The following is a 15,714-nucleotide window of genomic DNA, read 5'->3' as shown; positions in this document are numbered from 1 at the left end:
GATCCCGGAGTCCCGGCAGGCCCGGGCCACGCGGACAGCGATTTCGCCACGGTTGGCGATGAGCACCTTGCGCACGATTGAGGCTCCCTCCTTGAAACAAGCCGAGTTTAGGGACTGCCGACACGGCACTTCGACCCGTCCCCAATGGTGAGCTTGCCCACACGGAGCGTGATGCGAGGCGCGCTCGACCCGCGAAAGCCCTTGTCGCACCTCGGTACGCAGGACTCCTTCGGGAAACCCTAGCCCTCTCGTGTGGTCAAGGTCTCTGTGAGAGCGTGCTGCGGGCCACTCAGTTTCTTTGTGGAGTCCCTACGAATGGCCCAATGATTCTTTGCTCGTGACGCAGCCCTTGTCCCCCGGTTTACCCGTTAGTAGCGTTCGCGATGTCTCGAACGTACTCGGGACAACGGCCCGGACGGGGTCGCGGCCGAAAGCGGGTGGAGAGCGTGGTGCGCAGACCGGTGGCGTGGGCCGTGGCGTTACTGCTCTTCGCCGAGGCGCTCGGCATCGCCGCCGTCAACTGGTTCCTCGGGGTCCTGGCCGACCGGCAGCACATGTCCCTCGCCGGGCTCGACCCGGACGTGATGGCCACGTCCTCCAAGGTCGGGGGCGTGGTCTTCGGCCTCTATTTCGCCCTGTGCGGCCTGGTGGCCCTGCTCGTCGCCGTCCGCGACCGCGCCCCCGCGGGCCTCGGCCGCGTCCTCCTGATCAGCGCGGCGGTGGTGCACGGCCTCCTGGGCGCCTTCGCCTGGGGGCTGCTGGGCTGGACCGAGTTCCTGTTCATGGTGGCCGTCCTGGCCCTCATCGTCCTGCTGCTGATGACGTACGACGCCCAGCAGGGCCCCGGCGCCACCGCCGCGCCGCCCGCGACCTCCGGGGCACCCGCGGGCGGAGCGGAGGCAGAGGACGGTGGCCGAGCCCCTCAGGAGGGCGGGGGCGGTCTCCCGCGGGACGGCGACGGTGCGGCCCGCCCGGAGGGCGGCGAGGCCGCGGAGCCGGGCGCGGAGGCCGAGCCGGGCGGCGACCCCGTGGCGGTCGGGCCGGTGGGCGATCGCTGATCCGGTGACGAGGCCGGCCGACCGGTGCGCGTGCGCCGCCGGTGCCCTCCGCGCCGCCTTCCGTCAGGCTTCGTCCGCCGGTGTCCACAACTCCGTGATGCCCACGCTCAGTTCGGCCAGCAGCCGGCGGACCAGGGGCAGGCTCAGGCCGATCACGTTGCCGTGGTCGCCGTCGATGCCGTCGATGAACGGGGCCGAGCGGCCGTCCAGGGTGAAGGCGCCGGCGACGTAGAGGGGCTCGCCCGTGGCGACGTACGCGGCGATCTCCTCGTCGGAGGGCTCGCCGAAGCGGACGACGGTGGAGGCGATGCCGGAGGCGTACCGTCCGCTGAGGGTGTCGTACACGCAGTGGCCGGTCTGGAGGGTGCCGGCCCGGCCGCGCATCGCCTTCCAGCGGGCGGTCGCCTCCTCGGCGTCGGCAGGCTTGCCCAGGGGCTCGCCGTCCAGGTCGAGCACCGAGTCGCAGCCGATCACGATGGCGCCCTTGACCTCGGGCTTCGCGGCCACGACGGACGCCTTCGCCTCGGCGAGGGCGAGGGCCAGCTCGGCCGGGTTGGGGGCGGTGACGGCGTCCTCGTCCACCCCGCTGACGACCACCTCGGGGGCGAAGCCGGCCTGACGGAGGAGTCCGAGCCGGGCGGGGGACTGGGAGGCGAGCACGAGTCGACGGCGCGGCTGATCTGTCATGCGGTCAGCGTAGCCGGGGCCCCGGCCGGACTCACTCCCGCGAGGAGCCGGGCGCACCCGGCGCGGCGGCCCGGCGGGCGCGCGCTCACCGCACTCCGAGCACGATCATCGCGAGCACCATGGACACGGCCATGAGAAGACCCAGCCGCCGCAACATCCGCTGCATGTCGCGCAGTTCCTCGGGCGGCTCGTTCTCGGGGTCGGACCACAGCATGCGTCCAGCGTGCGCCGGACGGCGGCACGGGCGCCTGAGTACGCGTACTCAATCGGCGCCCGGCCCGGGCCGTACCGCGGTCCTACCGGCCCGGCCAGTAGGTGCGGGCCCAGGTCGCCGGCCCCGGCTGGGGCAGGCGGCGGCCGGCGATGCGGGACGGGTCCGACCAGGAGTCCCGTGGTCCGGGCGCGCCGGGCGGCGCAGCAGCGGCCACCGCGGCGCGCGCCCGGACCACCGCCAGGGCGGCGGCGAGCTCCTCCGGCGTCGGGTTTCCCCGTACGACCTTGATGTTCATGACGGCTTCCTAGCGATCGGCCGGGTCCTGGAAATGGGGTCAGAGGGGGATGTTGCCGTGCTTCTTCGGAGGGAGGGATTCCCGCTTCGTGCGCAGTTGACGCAGGCCGCGGACGATGTGGGCGCGGGTGTCGGACGGCATGACCACCGCGTCGATGTACCCGCGCTCGGCCGCGACGTAGGGGTTGAGGAGGGTGTCCTCGTACTCCCGGATGAGCCGGGCCCGGACCGCTTCCAGGTCCTCGCCGCTCGCCTCGGCCTCGGCGAGGGTGCGGCGGTGCAGGATGTTGACCGCGCCCTGGGCGCCCATGACGGCGATCTGGGCGGTGGGCCAGGCGAGGTTGAGGTCGGCGCCGAGGTGCTTGGAGCCCATGACGTCGTAGGCGCCGCCGAAGGCCTTGCGGGTGATGACGGTGATCAGCGGGACCGTCGCCTCGGCGTACGCGTAGATCAGCTTGGCGCCGCGGCGGATGATGCCGGTGTGCTCCTGGTCGACGCCCGGCAGGAAGCCGGGCACGTCCACGAAGGTCAGCACCGGGACGTTGAAGGCGTCGCAGGTCCGCACGAACCGGGCGGCCTTCTCTGACGCGTCGATGTCCAGGCAGCCGGCGAACTGCATCGGCTGGTTGGCGACGATGCCGACGGGGTGGCCCTCGACCCGGCCGAAGCCGGTGAGGATGTTCGGGGCGAACAGCGGCTGGGTCTCGAAGAAGTCGGCGTCGTCCAGGACGTGCTCGATCACCGTGTGCATGTCGTACGGCTGGTTCGCGCTGTCCGGGACGAGGGTGTCCAGCTCGCGGTCCTCGTCGTTGACGGCGAGGTCCGCCTCGTCGGGGAAGGCCGGGGGCTCGGAGAGGTTGTTGGACGGCAGGTAGCTCAGCAGCTGCTTGACGTACTCGATGGCGTCCTTCTCGTCGCCGGCCATGTGGTGGGCGACGCCGGAGGCGGTGTTGTGGGTGCGGGCGCCGCCGAGTTCCTCGAAGCCGACGTCCTCGCCGGTCACCGTCTTGATGACGTCGGGGCCGGTGATGAACATGTGTGAGGTCTGGTCGACCATGACGGTGAAGTCGGTGATCGCCGGGGAGTAGACCGCACCGCCGGCGCAGGGGCCCACCACCAGGCTGATCTGCGGGATCACGCCCGAGGCGTGCGTGTTGCGGCGGAAGATCTCGCCGTAGGCGCCCAGGGAGGCAACACCCTCCTGGATGCGGGCTCCGCCGGAGTCGTTGATGCCGATGACGGGGCAGCCGGTCTTCAGCGCGAAGTCCATGACCTTGACGATCTTCTGGCCGTAGACCTCGCCCAGCGCGCCGCCGAAGACGGTGAAGTCCTGGGAGAACACCGCGACCGGGCGCCCGTCGACGGTGCCGTACCCGGTGACGACGCCGTCGCCGTAGGGCCGGTTGCTCTCCAGGCCGAAGTTGGTGGAGCGGTGCCGGGCGAACTCGTCCAGCTCGACGAAGGAATCCTCGTCCAGCAGCAGTTCGACGCGCTCACGCGCCGTCAGCTTGCCCTTGGCGTGCTGCTTTTCCACGGCGCGGGCGGAGCCGGCGTGCGTCGCCTCCTCGATGCGGCGCTGGAGATCCGCGAGCTTGCCCGCGGTGGTGTGAAGGTCGATCTCTTCCGGCTCGGACATCGGGATGCGGCTCCCTGCCTGCTCAAAAGGGGGGACGGTTACTCATCCGTAGCGTAGTGCTGCCTCCCTGTGTCGGCAGTGCGGCGTTTACCACACCTAGGGTGGCTTGCATGACGCCGCAAGATGCATCAGGAGACAGCCGCTGGTCGGACCTGGACCGGCCGCCCCTCAACGCCGGCGCACTGCGCCACGCCCTGGTACGGGAGGGGGGCCTGTGGTCGGAGGTGGACGTGGTGCAGCGCACCGGCTCGACCAACTCCGACCTGGTGGCCCGCGCCGCGCGGGGCGAGGCGGGCCAGGGCGCGGTCCTGGTCGCCGAGGAGCAGTCCGCCGGGCGGGGCCGCCTGGACCGCAGGTGGACGGCACCGCCCCGCTCGGGCCTGTTCTTCTCCGTCCTGCTGCGGCCCGTGGAGGTCCCGGTGCAGCGGTGGGGCTGGCTGCCGCTGCTGACCGGGGTCGCCGTGGCGACCGGCCTGTCCCGCGCCGCGGGCGTGGACACGGCTCTGAAGTGGCCGAACGACCTGCTGGTCACCGTGGGGGGTGAGGAGCGCAAGGCCGGCGGCATCCTGGCCGAGCGGGCGGGGGACGACGGGGTCGTCATCGGCGTCGGCGTCAACGTCACCCTCAGGCAGGACGAGCTTCCCGTGCCCGCGGCCGGCTCCCTCGCCCTCGCCGGAGCGGTGAGCACCGACCGGGACCCGCTCCTGCGGGCCGTGCTGCGGTCCCTGGAGGACTGGTACGGCCGCTGGCGCGCGGCCGGCGGTGACCCGGCGGCGTCCGGTCTGCAGGAGACGTATGCCGCGGGCTGCGCCACCCTGGGTCGTGAGGTGCGTGCCGAGCTGCCCGGCGACCGGTCGGTCGTGGGAGAGGCGGTCGCGGTGGACGGCGACGGCAGGCTCGTCATCGCCACCGGCCCGGGCGTGCAGGAGCCGGTCGGCGCGGGAGACATCGTGCACGTGCGGCCGGCCTGAGCCCCCGGCCCGCCCGGCGGACGTCACCCGCCCGGGCGGTCCCGCGTCCCCGCACTCCGCGGACGACGGCGGACCCGCGCGGCGCGGCACGACCTGACAGAGTGAGCTGGCGCACACCTGCCGTACAGTTGAGGCCGGTCGATACCTGACCGCGATAGATCGGAAGGGCAGCAGGCGTGACCGTCGACGACAGGGGGGAACCCCACGCCACGGATCCCGGCGAGGACCCGCTCGCCCTGCGCCTGGAGCAGCTCATCCTCGGCGCCGAGCGGCGCTACACGCCCTTTCAGGCGGCCCGCAGCGCGGGCGTGTCCATGGAACTGGCTTCCCGTTTCTGGCGGGCGATGGGCTTCGCGGACATCGGCCAGGCGAAGGCGCTGACCGAGGCCGACGTCCTCGCCCTGCGGCGGCTGGCCGGTCTGGTCGAGGCGGGCCTGCTCAGCGAGGCGATGGCGGTGCAGGTGGCCCGGTCCACCGGGCAGACCACCGCCCGTCTGGCGGAATGGCAGATCGACTCCTTCCTGGAGGGGCTGACCGAGCCGCCGGAGCCGGGCATGACCCGCACCGAGGTGACGTATCCGATCGTCGAGCTGCTCCTGCCCGAGCTGCAGGAGTTCCTCGTGTACGTCTGGCGCCGCCAGCTCGCCGCCTCGGCCGGCCGGGTGGTGCAGGCCGCCGACGACGAGGAGATGGTCGACCGCCGCCTGGCCGTCGCCTTCGCCGACCTCGTCGGCTTCACCCGGCTGACCCGCCGGATGGAGGAGGAGGAACTCGGCGAACTCGTCGAGGCCTTCGAGACGACCGCCGCCGACCTCGTCGCCGCCCGCGGCGGACGGCTCATCAAGACCCTCGGCGACGAGGTGCTCTACGCCGCCGACGACGCGGGCACGGCCGCGGAGATCGCCCTGCGGCTCATCGAGACCATGGGCCACGACGAGACGATGCCGGAGCTGCGCGTCGGCATGGCGTTCGGCACGGTGACGACCCGCATGGGCGATGTGTTCGGCACCACCGTGAACCTGGCCTCCCGGCTGACCTCGATAGCTCCCCGGGACGCCGTCCTGGTCGACAGCGCCTTCGCCGAGGAACTGGTCCGCACCGGTGACGCCCCCGCCTCGGAGGCGGAGGCCGCCGAGGCCGCCGCGGCGGCTGAGAAGGAGGGCGAAGAGCCGCCCACCTACCGCTTCGCCCTCCGCCCGATGTGGCAGCGGCCGGTGCGCGGACTGGGCGTGGTGGAGCCGTGGCTGCTGAGCCGGCGCGAGGACCCGGCGGAGTAGCGCCGGTACACCGGCAGGCCGGTACACCTGCCCTGCGGTGCGTTCGCCGCGGGGCGGTGCGGACGGGCGGGCGCGTCAGAGGATGTCCACGCAGAGCCCGAGGACCGGCAGGCACAGGGAGGGTTCCTCGGAGGCCTGGGGCTCCGGGGACGGCTGCGGTGCCGGCTGCTGCGAGGCCGTGGGGGAGGCGGTGGTCTGCGAGGGCTCCGGGGCGGGCGCCGGTGCCGAGGGCGCGGCGGGCGGCGGCGCCGTGTCCGTGGCCGCCGGGGCCGGCGCAGGGCGGGCGGCGGCGCTGGGCCGGGCCCGGACGGCGCCCCGGGCCCCGGCGGTCGCGGGGGATCCGTCGGCGGCCGGGGCCGCCAGGACCTCCGCCTCGCCCATGGCCCGGGTCGCGGAGGGACCGGGACCGGGGGACGCGGTGTCGTCCGCGGCGGCGTTGGCGGAGCGTGCGGTGCCGGAGTCCTCGGCCGGGTGCTGCCGGGGCTGGGCCTCCGCGGTGTCGAGGCCCGGGACGCCGGACTCCGGCGCGAGCCGTACGAGGCTCAGCACGCCCGCGGCGAGGACGAGGCCCCCCGCGGCGAGGAGCACCCGGCGCCGACGCGGCCGGCGGTGCCGCCCGCGGCGGCGGTATCGGGGGGCGGCGGCCTGGTGGACGCCGCCCCCAGCGTGGCCGTCGGTGCGGTGGTCCGCGTGGTCGTCTGGGCGGTCGTCCGTGCGGTCCTCCGCGGGGTCGTCTGCGTGGTCTTCCGCCTGGTCGTCCGTGTGGTCCTCCGGGCGGTCGTCTCCGCGGTCGTCCGTGCGGTCCTCCGCGGGGTCGTTCGTGCTCTGTCCCGTGCCGGTCATGGTCAGCCCTCCCCTGTGCGCTCGCGCCCCCCGTGCGCCGTGGCGCGCACGCTATGCGCTCCGGCGGGGTGCGGCCGGGAGAAGGCTCGGATGTCACTCGAACGGGTGGGCGGGGGACTGTGGACCGGGCATGCGGATCGGTCACCCCTTCCGTCCGCAGGTGCCGGCTGCGATGATCGGGGCGAACGTCGATTGTTAACCCGCGTTAACCGGGAGGGTGTCATGAGCGAGGAGCGGTTCGGGGAGTTCGTGCTGGTAAGGCGGCACGAACAGGGGCATGTGGCGGAGCTCGCCCTCGACCGGCCCAAGGCCATGAACGCGGTCTCGACGGAGATGGCCCGCTCGATCGGCGCCGCGTGCGCGGCGCTGGGCACCGACCGGGACGTGCGGGTGGTGGTCGTGACGTCCACCCATGACCGGGCGTTCTGTGTGGGCGCCGACCTGAAGGAGCGGAACTCGTTCAGCGACGCGGACCTGGTCCGCCAGCGGCCGGTGGCGCGCGGCGCGTACACGGGCGTACTGGAGCTGCCGGTGCCGACGATCGCGGCCGTGCACGGTTTCGCCCTGGGCGGCGGGTTCGAGCTGGCGCTCTCCTGCGACCTGATCGTGGCCGACGGTACGGCGGTGGTCGGGCTGCCCGAGGTGTCCGTCGGCGTCATCCCGGGCGGAGGCGGTACGCAGCTGCTGCCGCGGCGGGTCGGTGCGGCCCGCGCGGCCGAACTGATCTTCACCGCCCGGCGCCTCGACGCGGCGGAGGCCCATGGACTGGGCCTGATCGACCTGCTGACCGAGGCCGGCCGCGACCGCGAGGAGGCCCTCGCCCTGGCCGCCCGCATCGCCGCGAACTCCCCGGTCGGCCTGCGCGCCGCCAAGCGTGCCCTGCGCCTCGGCCACGGCCTGGACCTGAAGGCCGGTCTGGAGGTCGAGGACGCGGCCTGGCGGGCGGTGGCCTTCTCGGGGGACCGGGCGGAGGGCGTGGCCGCGTTCAACGAGAAGCGGAAGCCCCGGTGGCCGGGCGAGTAGCACGTCGGCCGTAGGGCCCGTCCGCCCGGCCCGCGTTGCCTCCACGGACACCTTGCGGCTCCGGCACGGCCCGTGCCCGCGCGGGGCGGTGTCCCCGGCAGCGGGGGAGGGCGGCCGGTCCGGGGCCGGCCCGGCGGGGGAGCCGCAGGTCGTGCCGCCCCGCACGACGGCGGGCCCCGCGGAACAGCGGCGGGCCCCGCGGAACAGTAGAGATGCTGTTGGTGTGGATTCCGCGGGGCCCGCCGGGGTGCGGGGGTCTGCCGGGCGGCGTCAGTCCGTGCCGGACTCCATCGCCGCGCGGTCCAGCGCCGTCTCCTCCTCGTCCGCGGCCTCGCCGCGGGAGGCGATCGCCTCGGCGCCGCCCTCGGGCATGGCGCCGATCAGACCGGTGGAGGCCGCCTGGGCGGCGCCGATCGGTGCCGGGTGGCCGGTGCCGACCAGCCCGAGGCCGGCGTACTGCTCAAGGCGGGCGCGGGAGTCGGCGATGTCCAGGTTCCGCATGGTGAGCTGGCCGATCCGGTCCACCGGTCCGAACGCCGAGTCCTCGGTGCGCTCCATGGAGAGCTTGTCCGGGTGGTAGCTGAGCGCCGGGCCCGTGGTGTCGAGGACCGAGTAGTCCTCGCCGCGCCGCAGCCGCAGGGTCACCTCGCCGGTGACGGCGGCGCCGACCCAGCGCTGGAGCGACTCGCGCACCATCAGTGCCTGCGGGTCCAGCCAGCGGCCCTCGTAGAGCAGCCGGCCCAGGCGGCGGCCCTCGGTGTGGTACGCGGACACGGTGTCCTCGTTGTGGATCGCGTTGACGAGGCGCTCGTAGGCGATGTGCAGCAGCGCCATGCCGGGCGCCTCGTAGATGCCGCGGCTCTTGGCCTCGATGATCCGGTTCTCGATCTGGTCGGACATGCCGAGCCCGTGCCGGCCGCCGATCGCGTTGGCCTCCATGACGAGGTCGACCGCGGTGGCGAACTCCTTGCCGTTGACGGTGACCGGGCGTCCCTGGTCGAAGCCGACCGTGACCTCCTCGGGGGCGATCTCCACCGTCGGGTCCCAGAACCGGACCCCCATGATCGGGTTGACCGTCTCGATACCGGTGTCGAGGTGTTCCAGGGTCTTGGCCTCGTGCGTGGCGCCCCAGATGTTGGCGTCCGTGGAGTAGGCCTTCTCGGCCGGGTCCCGGTAGGGCAGCCCGTGCGCGAGCAGCCACTCCGACATCTCCTTCCGGCCGCCCAGCTCGCTCACGAAGTCCGCGTCGAGCCACGGCTTGTAGATCCGCAGGTGCGGGTTGGCGAGCAGGCCGTAGCGGTAGAACCGCTCGATGTCGTTGCCCTTGAAGGTGGAGCCGTCGCCCCAGATCTGTACCCCGTCCTCCAGCATCGCCCGCACCAGCAGGGTGCCGGTGACGGCGCGGCCCAGCGGGGTGGTGTTGAAGTACGGGCGCCCGCCGGACTTGATGTGGAACGCGCCGCAGGCGAGCGCGGCCAGCCCTTCCTCGACCAGCGCGGCCCTGCAGTCGACGAGTCGGGCGATCTCGGCGCCGTAGGCGGTGGCACGGCTGGGCACGGACGCGATGTCGGGCTCGTCGTACTGGCCGATGTCGGCGGTGTACGTGCAGGGGACGGCACCCTTGTCGCGCATCCACGCGACGGCGACCGAGGTGTCGAGGCCGCCGGAGAAGGCGATGCCGACCCGCTCGCCGGCCGGGAGGGAGGTGAGGACCTTGGACATAGCAAGAGTATGCATCGATATGCATGATCATGCAAGGTGGCTGGGTGTGGCGTCCCCGACAGCGGAAAGGCGGCCACCCCCAACGGGGCGGCCGCCTTCGTGCGCTACGGATCAGGTCAGGCCGAGGAGCCCGCCGTCCACTCGGCCCAGCTCATGTTCCAGCCGTTGTAGCCGTTGTCCGGGGCGACCTGCTTGTCACCGGTGTTGGAGATCACGACCACGTCGCCGACGATCGAGTGGTCGTAGAACCAGGCGGCCGGGGTGTTCGGGTCGTCGGCGCCCTGCTTGTCCTGCAGGCCGACGCAGCCGTGGCTGGTGTTGGCGCTGCCGAAGACCGACGGCGCGCCCCAGTAGTTGCCGTGGATGAAGGTGCCGGAGCGGGTCAGGCGCATGGCGTGCGGGACGTCCTTGATGTCGTACTCGCCCTTGCCGTCGTCGTCGGTGAAGCCGACCGTCGCGCCGTTCATCCGGGTCTCGACGAACTTCTCGGAGATCACCATCTGGCCCTGGTACGTCTTGTTCGTGGGCGAGCCGGCGGAGATCGGGATGGTCTTGATGACCTTGCCGTTCTGGGTGACCTTCATCTGCTTGGTCTTCGCGTCGACGTAGGAGACCTGGTTGCGGCCGATGTGGAAGGTGACCGTCTTCTGCTGCACGCCGTAGACGCCGTCGGCGCCCTCGACGCCGTCGAGCGCGAGCTTCAGCGTGACCGTGGAGCCCGCCGCCCAGTAGTCCTGCGGGCGGCAGTCCATGCGGTTGGCGCCGAACCAGTGGCAGGCGACCTGCTGGCCGCTGCTGGAGGTGACGGTGATGCCCTTCTGGACGGCGGCCTTGTTGCTGATGGCCTTGTCGAAGGTGATCGACACCGGCATGCCCACGCCGACCGTGGAGCCGCTCTCGGGGCTGAAGTTGCCTATGAAGCTGTTGGACGGGGAGACCGTGGTGAAGGACGCGTTCTCGTGGGCGACCCGGCCGTCGGCGTCCTTGGCCTCCGCGGTCACCTTGTAGGTCGTGGAGCGCTTCAGCTGCCCGGACGGCTTCCAGCTGGTCCCGTCGGACGACAGCTGGCCCGCGACGGTCGTGCCGTCGGCGGTCGTCATGGCGACGGACGTCAGCGTGCCCTTGGTCACCGTCACGGCGGCGGAGTTGTTGATGGAGGCGTTGGTCGAGCCGTCCGCGGGCGTGATCTTGATCTGGGCCTCGGAGGTCTTCTGGGCTGCCGCCTCGTCGACCTTCGCCTGCGAGGTGTCGGTACCGCCGCCGGAGGCGCCGTCGTCACCACCGGAACACGCCGTGAGCACCAGCACACCGCCGAGCAGTGCGGACGCGGCCACCAGGCCCCTGCGCCGCTTGCTGTCCGTCATCACACGCTTCTCCATCGTTGCCGAATCCCCAAAACCCCGAGAGTCCCCGTTGACGAGATCTTCAACGCTACGGCCGGTCGGTCCCGTTCCACATTCTCCGTCCGTGTGGGGCACGCCACGTCCGACCGGCGCCGCCGCCCGATGCGAACGGCGCGGACAGTGGCCCATGCGCCCCCTGGGACTCGGTCCGTGCGCCCCCTGAGACGACGGAAGGCGGCACCGCGGTTGCCGCTCGGGGTCACGAATTCCCCAAGACGTCCAGCCGGTGCCTTCGCCGCGGGCGTCTCCCGCCCGCCGGTCATCCTCGCCGTTCCCGCCCCCGGTGTCGACATCGTCCCCGCCGAGGTCCCCGTCGCCCCTCGGGGGAGGCGGATCGGATCGGCGGCGCCCCGGACCGGCCGGAGTTGCGGTGCGCCCCTCGGTACCTCGCTGACCAGCCCGGACGACATGGCGCCGGAAGTGCGCCTGGGGGTAGTGTCCTACATCACACCGCCCCCGGTTCCCTTCCGGGTGTGTCCGACTCCACCCTGAGACGGACAAACCGTGATGACTTCGAAGTGCTCACCGTCCGAGTGCGCCGCAGAACGCCCCCGCGGCTTTCCCGCGGCGCACGCCTTTCATTAGCATCGCTCCACACGGCCAATTCACCAGCGCCACAAGGGGATCGATATTCCGTGTCATCCGCTCGCCGTCCGTTGCTGACCGCCACTGCCGCGGCGACCCTGCTGGGCGCCCTGTGGTTCGTCCCGTCCGCCAACGCGACGCAGGACAGCGGTGCGAGAGAGCAGTCCACCGAGGTCGACGCGGCCGCGGCGGTCCACTCCGCGACCGGCGTGGACGGTACCCGCCTTGCCGACACCGGCAGTTTCGACAGCACCCCCTACGTCGTCGGCGGAACCCTCTTCCTCGCGGTGGGCGCCGGTTTCGTGGTCTATTCGGTGCGCCGGGAACGGCTGGGTTTCTGAAGGTCCCCGCAGCAAGGGGCATTCGGTCGAATCACACCGCTATGCCGCGATTCCCAATCGGCTTGACGCTTCTTTGACGGAAAGCTCATAGGGGGACGCCATCGACGCCGACCCGACGTTCGTGGGGCTGTCCTCGGACGACGGCGGCGGTGCCGAGCGGACGGCGAAGGCCGTCCCGGACGGTCTGAAGGCCTGTGCCGGAGGCTACGGGCCGACCGTCGGTGGCGAGAGCTCCAAGATCACCAAAGTCGCCCGGAGAGGGGCGTCGAGCAGGGCGACGAGTCCGTCGCGTTCGCCTCGCCGTCGACATGGACGGCGAGGGGACGCTCCGCCGCCCGGGCCGCGTGTCGGCCACAGCGTGGTGCGGGCCCCACCGGGCGCATGCACCGGCGGGGCCCACGTTGCCGTTGCGGCGCTAGCCGAGCGGGCCGGTGACGGACTCCGCCGCCGCGACCAGCCGTCCGGCACGCACGAACGCGTCGGCGGCGGCGAGGTCGGGAGCCAGGAACCGGTCCGGGCCCGGGCCCTCCACCCCGGCGGCGCGCACGGCCTCGATGACGGCCTGCGAGGCCGGGGCCGGCGTCAGGCCCTCGCGCAGCTGGACGGCGCGTGCGGCGGCGTACAGCTCGACGGCGATCACCCGGGTGAGGTTGTCGACCGCGGTACGCAGCTTGCGCGCCGCCGACCACCCCATGGACACGTGGTCCTCCTGCATGGCGGAGGACGGGATCGAATCCGCCGACGCCGGGACGGCCAGCCGCTTCATCTCGCTGACCAGTGCCGCCTGGGTGTACTGGGCGATCATCAGACCGGAGTCGACGCCCGCGTCGTCGGCGAGGAACGGCGGCAGCCCGTGGCTGCGGTTCTTGTCCAGCAGGCGGTCGGTGCGCCGCTCGGCGATGGAGGCGAGGTCGGCGGCGGCGATGGCGAGGAAGTCCAGCACGTACGCCACGGGCGCGCCGTGGAAGTTGCCGTTGGACTCGACCCGGCCGTCGGGCAGCACCACCGGATTGTCGACCGCCGACGCCAGCTCGCGTTCGGCGACCAGCCGGGCGTGGGCCATCGTGTCCCGCCCGGCACCGGCCACCTGCGGGGCGCAGCGCACGGAGTAGGCGTCCTGGACCCGTGGGGCGTCGTCCTGGTGGTGCCCGGTCAGGCAGGAGCCCTTCAGCACGGCGAGCATGTTGGCCGCGGCGGTGCCCTGGCCGGGGTGCGGGCGGATGGCGTGCAGCTCGGGTGCGAGCACCTTGTCGGTGCCGAGCAGGGCCTCCAGGGACAGGGCGGCGGTGATGTCCGCGGACTTGTAGAGGGTGTCCAGGTCGGCCAGGGCCATCACCAGCATGCCGAGCATGCCGTCGGTGCCGTTGAGGAGGGCCAGGCCCTCCTTCTCGCGCAGCTCGACGGGCTCGATGCCGTGCGCGGCCAGGAGTTCGGCGGCGGGCTTCACGACCCCGTCCGGGCCCTCGGCCTCACCCTCGCCCATGAGTGTCAGGGCACAGTGGGACAGCGGGGCCAGGTCGCCGGAGCAGCCGAGGGAGCCGTACTCGTGCACGACGGGCGTGATGCCGGCGTTCAGGATGTCGGCCATGGTCTGCGCGACCCCGGGGCGGACGCCGGTGTGCCCCGAGCAGACGGTCTTCAGCCGCAGGAACATCAGCGCCCGTACGACCTCCCGCTCGACCCGCGGGCCCATGCCGGCGGCGTGCGAGCGGACGATGTTGCGCTGGAGTTGGGTGCGCAGCTCCTGGCTGATGTGGCGGGTGGCCAGGGCGCCGAAGCCGGTGGAGACGCCGTAGACGGGGTCAGGCTTGGCCGCCAGCGCGTCCACGATCTCGCGGGCCGCGGTCAGGGCCGCCACCGCCTCCTCGGCCAGCTCGACGCGGGCGCCGTCGCGCGCCACCGCGAGAACGTCGGACGCGGTCACCCCGGACGTCCCCACCACCACAGTGTGCATATCCATATTCAGGAGCGTACGCAGTGAAGATGAAGATGTCACCAGTGGCGGCCGGGTCCGCCCCTTACAGGTAGGTCACACGGGCGCCCGCGCCGCTCGGGCGCCCGTGTGGCGCGGGCAGGTCACCTGGCCGGGCAGGTCACGCGGGAGGGCCGGCGTCCTCGTCCCCGCGGCGTCCGCGGAAGCGGCGCCGCTCGGGTGTCTGTGGCTCGGACGGCGCGTCGGCGAGCCGTACCACGGGGTCGTCCGGCCCTTCCCGCCCGGCGACGACGGGACGGTCGGCCCGCCGGGCCTTGGCCTGGTACTGGGCGGCGTCCGCGAGCCGGAACAGCCGGCGGGCGCTGCGCACCGGCCCGACGGCCTCGTCGGTGGAGGCGACTCCGCACGCCACACCGTCCCCGAGGGCCAGCTCACCGGCCCGCCGGCACAGCTCCTCGGCGGTCTTGACCACGTCACCGGCGGGTGGTCCGACCACGAGCAGGCAGAACTCGTCGCCGCCGAGGCGTGCGGCCAGCGCACCGGGCAGCATGGCCCCGCACAGCGACAGCACCGAGCCGAACCGTTCCAGCAGCCGGTCGCCGACGGCGTGCCCGAGGGTGTCGTTGACCCGCTTGAGCCCGTTGAGGTCGCAGACCACCAGGCTGATCACGCTGCCGTCGCGCCGGTGCCGCTCGACCGCCTCCTCCAGACGCACATCGACGGCGCGGCGGTTGGCGAGCCCGGTGAGCGCGTCCGTGAAGGCCAGCCGACGGGCCTCCTCCAGGCGCTCGGTCTGGGCGAGACCGGCGGCCACGACGGCGGCCAGGACGGTGGCGAAGTCGGCGTCGTGGCGGTCGAACACGGACGCGCCGACCGAGCGCGCCACGTACAGCTCGCCCCAGGCGCGGCCGTGCAGCACGATCGGCGCGACGACGCAGCAGCCGCGCCCGCGCCGCCGCAGGGCCGCGACCCGCTGGTGGCAGTAGCCGGGCTGCCCCGCGGCAGGTCCCTCCGCCGTCTCGACCCAGGCGCCGGGGCCGCCCCCGCCGACCCACCGCTCGTGCAGGAACTCGGTGATCTCGGGGAACTGGTGGACCGGATAGGCCTCGTCCTCCGGGAACTCCTCCTCGTGGGGCGCCCGGTCGCCCACGTTGACCAGGACCCGCAGCCGTCCCAGCTCCCGCTCCCACACCGACAGCGCGGCGAAGCTCCCCGTCAGCGCCCGGCACGCCCCGAGGGCCGCCGCCCGCCATGACTCCCGCGGAGTGTGCGCCGCGGCCATCCCCTGCGCCAACGCCACGACCGACGCCAGCCGCCTGTCCTCGCCCATCCCTCCAGGCTAGGGACGTTTTTGGAGAAATGGGGCATTGGTGTGGCGAACAGGTGGACCAGTGCCGCCGTCGTCACCGAGGGGGAGGACGCGGGCCCTCCGCGACGGAGGGGGCGCCGTCCGACGCGGAGGGCGGTTCATGAGGAGCCGCGGCGCGGCCGCCCGGCCGGCGCGGGGGCAGGCGGTGACGGGGGCCGACGACGGGTGGCCCCGTGCTGCCGGGCAGGTGCCCGTGGTGCCCGACCGACGGTGGTCTCCGGTGCCGCACGACGGGTTCCGCCGGAGTCCTGGGGCCGGCGCGGCCCTCGTCCGACGCCTCCCGCCGACGGCTCGTGAGCCTTTCTCATCGTTCTCTTATGTCGGCCTTATTCCTTCGTCACGCGCCCTCCCTAGCTTG

The 15,714-nt window shown here is 72.9% G+C and carries 15 protein-coding genes; 5 read left to right on the top strand and 10 right to left on the bottom strand.

Annotation, left to right across the window (positions count from 1 at the left end; genetic code table 11):
• On the bottom strand, window positions 1-75 hold a 75-nt coding region (locus I3F54_RS32360; RefSeq protein ID WP_374205894.1), incomplete at its 3' end, for a biotin carboxylase N-terminal domain-containing protein.
• Window positions 76-446: 371 nt separating this feature from the next.
• Here I3F54_RS32360 and I3F54_RS10875 point away from each other — a divergent pair.
• Complete coding sequence (locus I3F54_RS10875) at window positions 447-1,058, top strand: hypothetical protein (protein ID WP_240118471.1); 612 nt, start codon at window positions 447-449, stop codon at window positions 1,056-1,058.
• 63 nt (window positions 1,059-1,121) lie between these two features.
• Here the strand turns inward: I3F54_RS10875 and I3F54_RS10870 are convergent, their stop codons facing one another.
• The 4 genes from I3F54_RS10870 to I3F54_RS10860 all read right to left on the bottom strand — a co-directional run bounded on the left by I3F54_RS10870 (window position 1,122) and on the right by I3F54_RS10860 (window position 3,889).
• Entirely contained in the window at window positions 1,122-1,745 is a 624-nt protein-coding gene (locus tag I3F54_RS10870; RefSeq protein ID WP_240118470.1) for a nucleoside triphosphate pyrophosphatase, read from the bottom strand.
• 85 nt (window positions 1,746-1,830) lie between these two features.
• Complete coding sequence (gene mmpB / locus I3F54_RS32035) at window positions 1,831-1,959, bottom strand: morphogenic membrane protein MmpB (RefSeq protein WP_275675959.1); 129 nt, start codon at window positions 1,957-1,959, stop codon at window positions 1,831-1,833.
• Window positions 1,960-2,041: 82 nt separating this feature from the next.
• Window positions 2,042-2,254, bottom strand: coding sequence for an acyl-CoA carboxylase epsilon subunit (locus tag I3F54_RS10865; protein ID WP_240118469.1), 213 nt, complete (start codon window positions 2,252-2,254; stop codon window positions 2,042-2,044).
• A gap of 39 nt (window positions 2,255-2,293) precedes the next feature.
• A complete protein-coding gene (locus I3F54_RS10860) occupies window positions 2,294-3,889 on the bottom strand; it encodes an acyl-CoA carboxylase subunit beta (RefSeq protein WP_240118468.1) in 1,596 nt (531 codons plus the stop codon).
• A 110-nt stretch (window positions 3,890-3,999) separates the two neighbouring features.
• On the opposite strand from I3F54_RS10860, the gene I3F54_RS10855 reads away from it, so the two are divergent.
• Together I3F54_RS10855 and I3F54_RS10850 are read left to right on the top strand one after the other, a co-directional pair.
• Window positions 4,000-4,860, top strand: a complete 861-nt coding sequence (locus I3F54_RS10855; protein WP_240118467.1) for a biotin--[acetyl-CoA-carboxylase] ligase — start codon at window positions 4,000-4,002, stop codon at window positions 4,858-4,860.
• Between the two features lie 176 nt (window positions 4,861-5,036).
• Window positions 5,037-6,137, top strand: a complete 1,101-nt coding sequence (locus I3F54_RS10850) for an adenylate/guanylate cyclase domain-containing protein (protein WP_240118466.1) — start codon at window positions 5,037-5,039, stop codon at window positions 6,135-6,137.
• Between the two features lie 75 nt (window positions 6,138-6,212).
• Here the strand turns inward: I3F54_RS10850 and I3F54_RS10845 are convergent, their stop codons facing one another.
• The gene (locus tag I3F54_RS10845; protein WP_240118465.1) at window positions 6,213-6,980 is read right to left on the bottom strand and encodes a hypothetical protein; all 768 of its coding nucleotides are present in this window, start codon (window positions 6,978-6,980) and stop codon (window positions 6,213-6,215) included.
• Window positions 6,981-7,202: 222 nt separating this feature from the next.
• Between I3F54_RS10845 and I3F54_RS10840 the strand changes: the two genes are divergently transcribed.
• Window positions 7,203-8,003, top strand: a complete 801-nt coding sequence (locus I3F54_RS10840; protein WP_240118464.1) for an enoyl-CoA hydratase/isomerase family protein — start codon at window positions 7,203-7,205, stop codon at window positions 8,001-8,003.
• A 270-nt stretch (window positions 8,004-8,273) separates the two neighbouring features.
• On the opposite strand, the gene argG is transcribed toward I3F54_RS10840, so the two are convergent.
• Window positions 8,274-9,725, bottom strand: coding sequence for an argininosuccinate synthase (gene argG / locus I3F54_RS10835; protein ID WP_240118480.1), 1,452 nt, complete (start codon window positions 9,723-9,725; stop codon window positions 8,274-8,276).
• Window positions 9,726-9,841: 116 nt separating this feature from the next.
• Window positions 9,842-11,089: an Ig-like domain-containing protein gene (locus I3F54_RS10830; protein ID WP_240118463.1), complete on the bottom strand. Its 1,248-nt coding sequence runs from the start codon at window positions 11,087-11,089 to the stop codon at window positions 9,842-9,844.
• 674 nt (window positions 11,090-11,763) lie between these two features.
• Between I3F54_RS10830 and I3F54_RS10825 the strand changes: the two genes are divergently transcribed.
• Complete coding sequence (locus I3F54_RS10825; RefSeq protein WP_240118462.1) at window positions 11,764-12,054, top strand: hypothetical protein; 291 nt, start codon at window positions 11,764-11,766, stop codon at window positions 12,052-12,054.
• A 415-nt stretch (window positions 12,055-12,469) separates the two neighbouring features.
• On the opposite strand, the gene hutH is transcribed toward I3F54_RS10825, so the two are convergent.
• Window positions 12,470-14,008: a histidine ammonia-lyase gene (gene hutH / locus I3F54_RS10820; RefSeq protein ID WP_240118479.1), complete on the bottom strand. Its 1,539-nt coding sequence runs from the start codon at window positions 14,006-14,008 to the stop codon at window positions 12,470-12,472.
• A gap of 139 nt (window positions 14,009-14,147) precedes the next feature.
• Entirely contained in the window at window positions 14,148-15,317 is a 1,170-nt protein-coding gene (locus tag I3F54_RS10815; protein ID WP_240118461.1) for a GGDEF domain-containing protein, read from the bottom strand.
• Window positions 15,318-15,714 lie beyond the last annotated feature (397 nt).

It is taken from the genome of Streptomyces sp. MUM 2J (genome assembly GCF_022414535.1).
GTDB lineage: Bacteria > Actinomycetota > Actinomycetes > Streptomycetales > Streptomycetaceae > Streptomyces.
The sequence above is the reverse complement of the archived record's forward strand: the minus strand, read 5'-3'. Positions and strand labels throughout refer to the sequence as shown.

Bases quoted from the DNA above. Each gene is read 5' to 3' on its own strand.
- mmpB (WP_275675959.1), bottom strand. From the start codon at position 1,959: ATGCTGTGGTCCGACCCCGAGAACGAGCCGCCCGAGGAACTGCGCGAC.
- I3F54_RS10865 (WP_240118469.1), bottom strand. From the start codon at position 2,254: ATGAACATCAAGGTCGTACGGGGAAACCCGACGCCGGAGGAGCTCGCC.
- I3F54_RS10860 (WP_240118468.1), bottom strand. From the start codon at position 3,889: ATGTCCGAGCCGGAAGAGATCGACCTTCACACCACCGCGGGCAAGCTC.
- I3F54_RS10870 (WP_240118470.1), bottom strand. From the start codon at position 1,745: ATGACAGATCAGCCGCGCCGTCGACTCGTGCTCGCCTCCCAGTCCCCC.
- I3F54_RS10840 (WP_240118464.1), top strand. From the start codon at position 7,203: ATGAGCGAGGAGCGGTTCGGGGAGTTCGTGCTGGTAAGGCGGCACGAA.
- I3F54_RS10855 (WP_240118467.1), top strand. From the start codon at position 4,000: ATGACGCCGCAAGATGCATCAGGAGACAGCCGCTGGTCGGACCTGGAC.
- hutH (WP_240118479.1), bottom strand. From the start codon at position 14,008: ATGCACACTGTGGTGGTGGGGACGTCCGGGGTGACCGCGTCCGACGTT.
- argG (WP_240118480.1), bottom strand. From the start codon at position 9,725: ATGTCCAAGGTCCTCACCTCCCTCCCGGCCGGCGAGCGGGTCGGCATC.
- I3F54_RS10830 (WP_240118463.1), bottom strand. From the start codon at position 11,089: ATGACGGACAGCAAGCGGCGCAGGGGCCTGGTGGCCGCGTCCGCACTG.
- I3F54_RS10845 (WP_240118465.1), bottom strand. From the start codon at position 6,980: ATGACCGGCACGGGACAGAGCACGAACGACCCCGCGGAGGACCGCACG.
- I3F54_RS10815 (WP_240118461.1), bottom strand. From the start codon at position 15,317: ATGGGCGAGGACAGGCGGCTGGCGTCGGTCGTGGCGTTGGCGCAGGGG.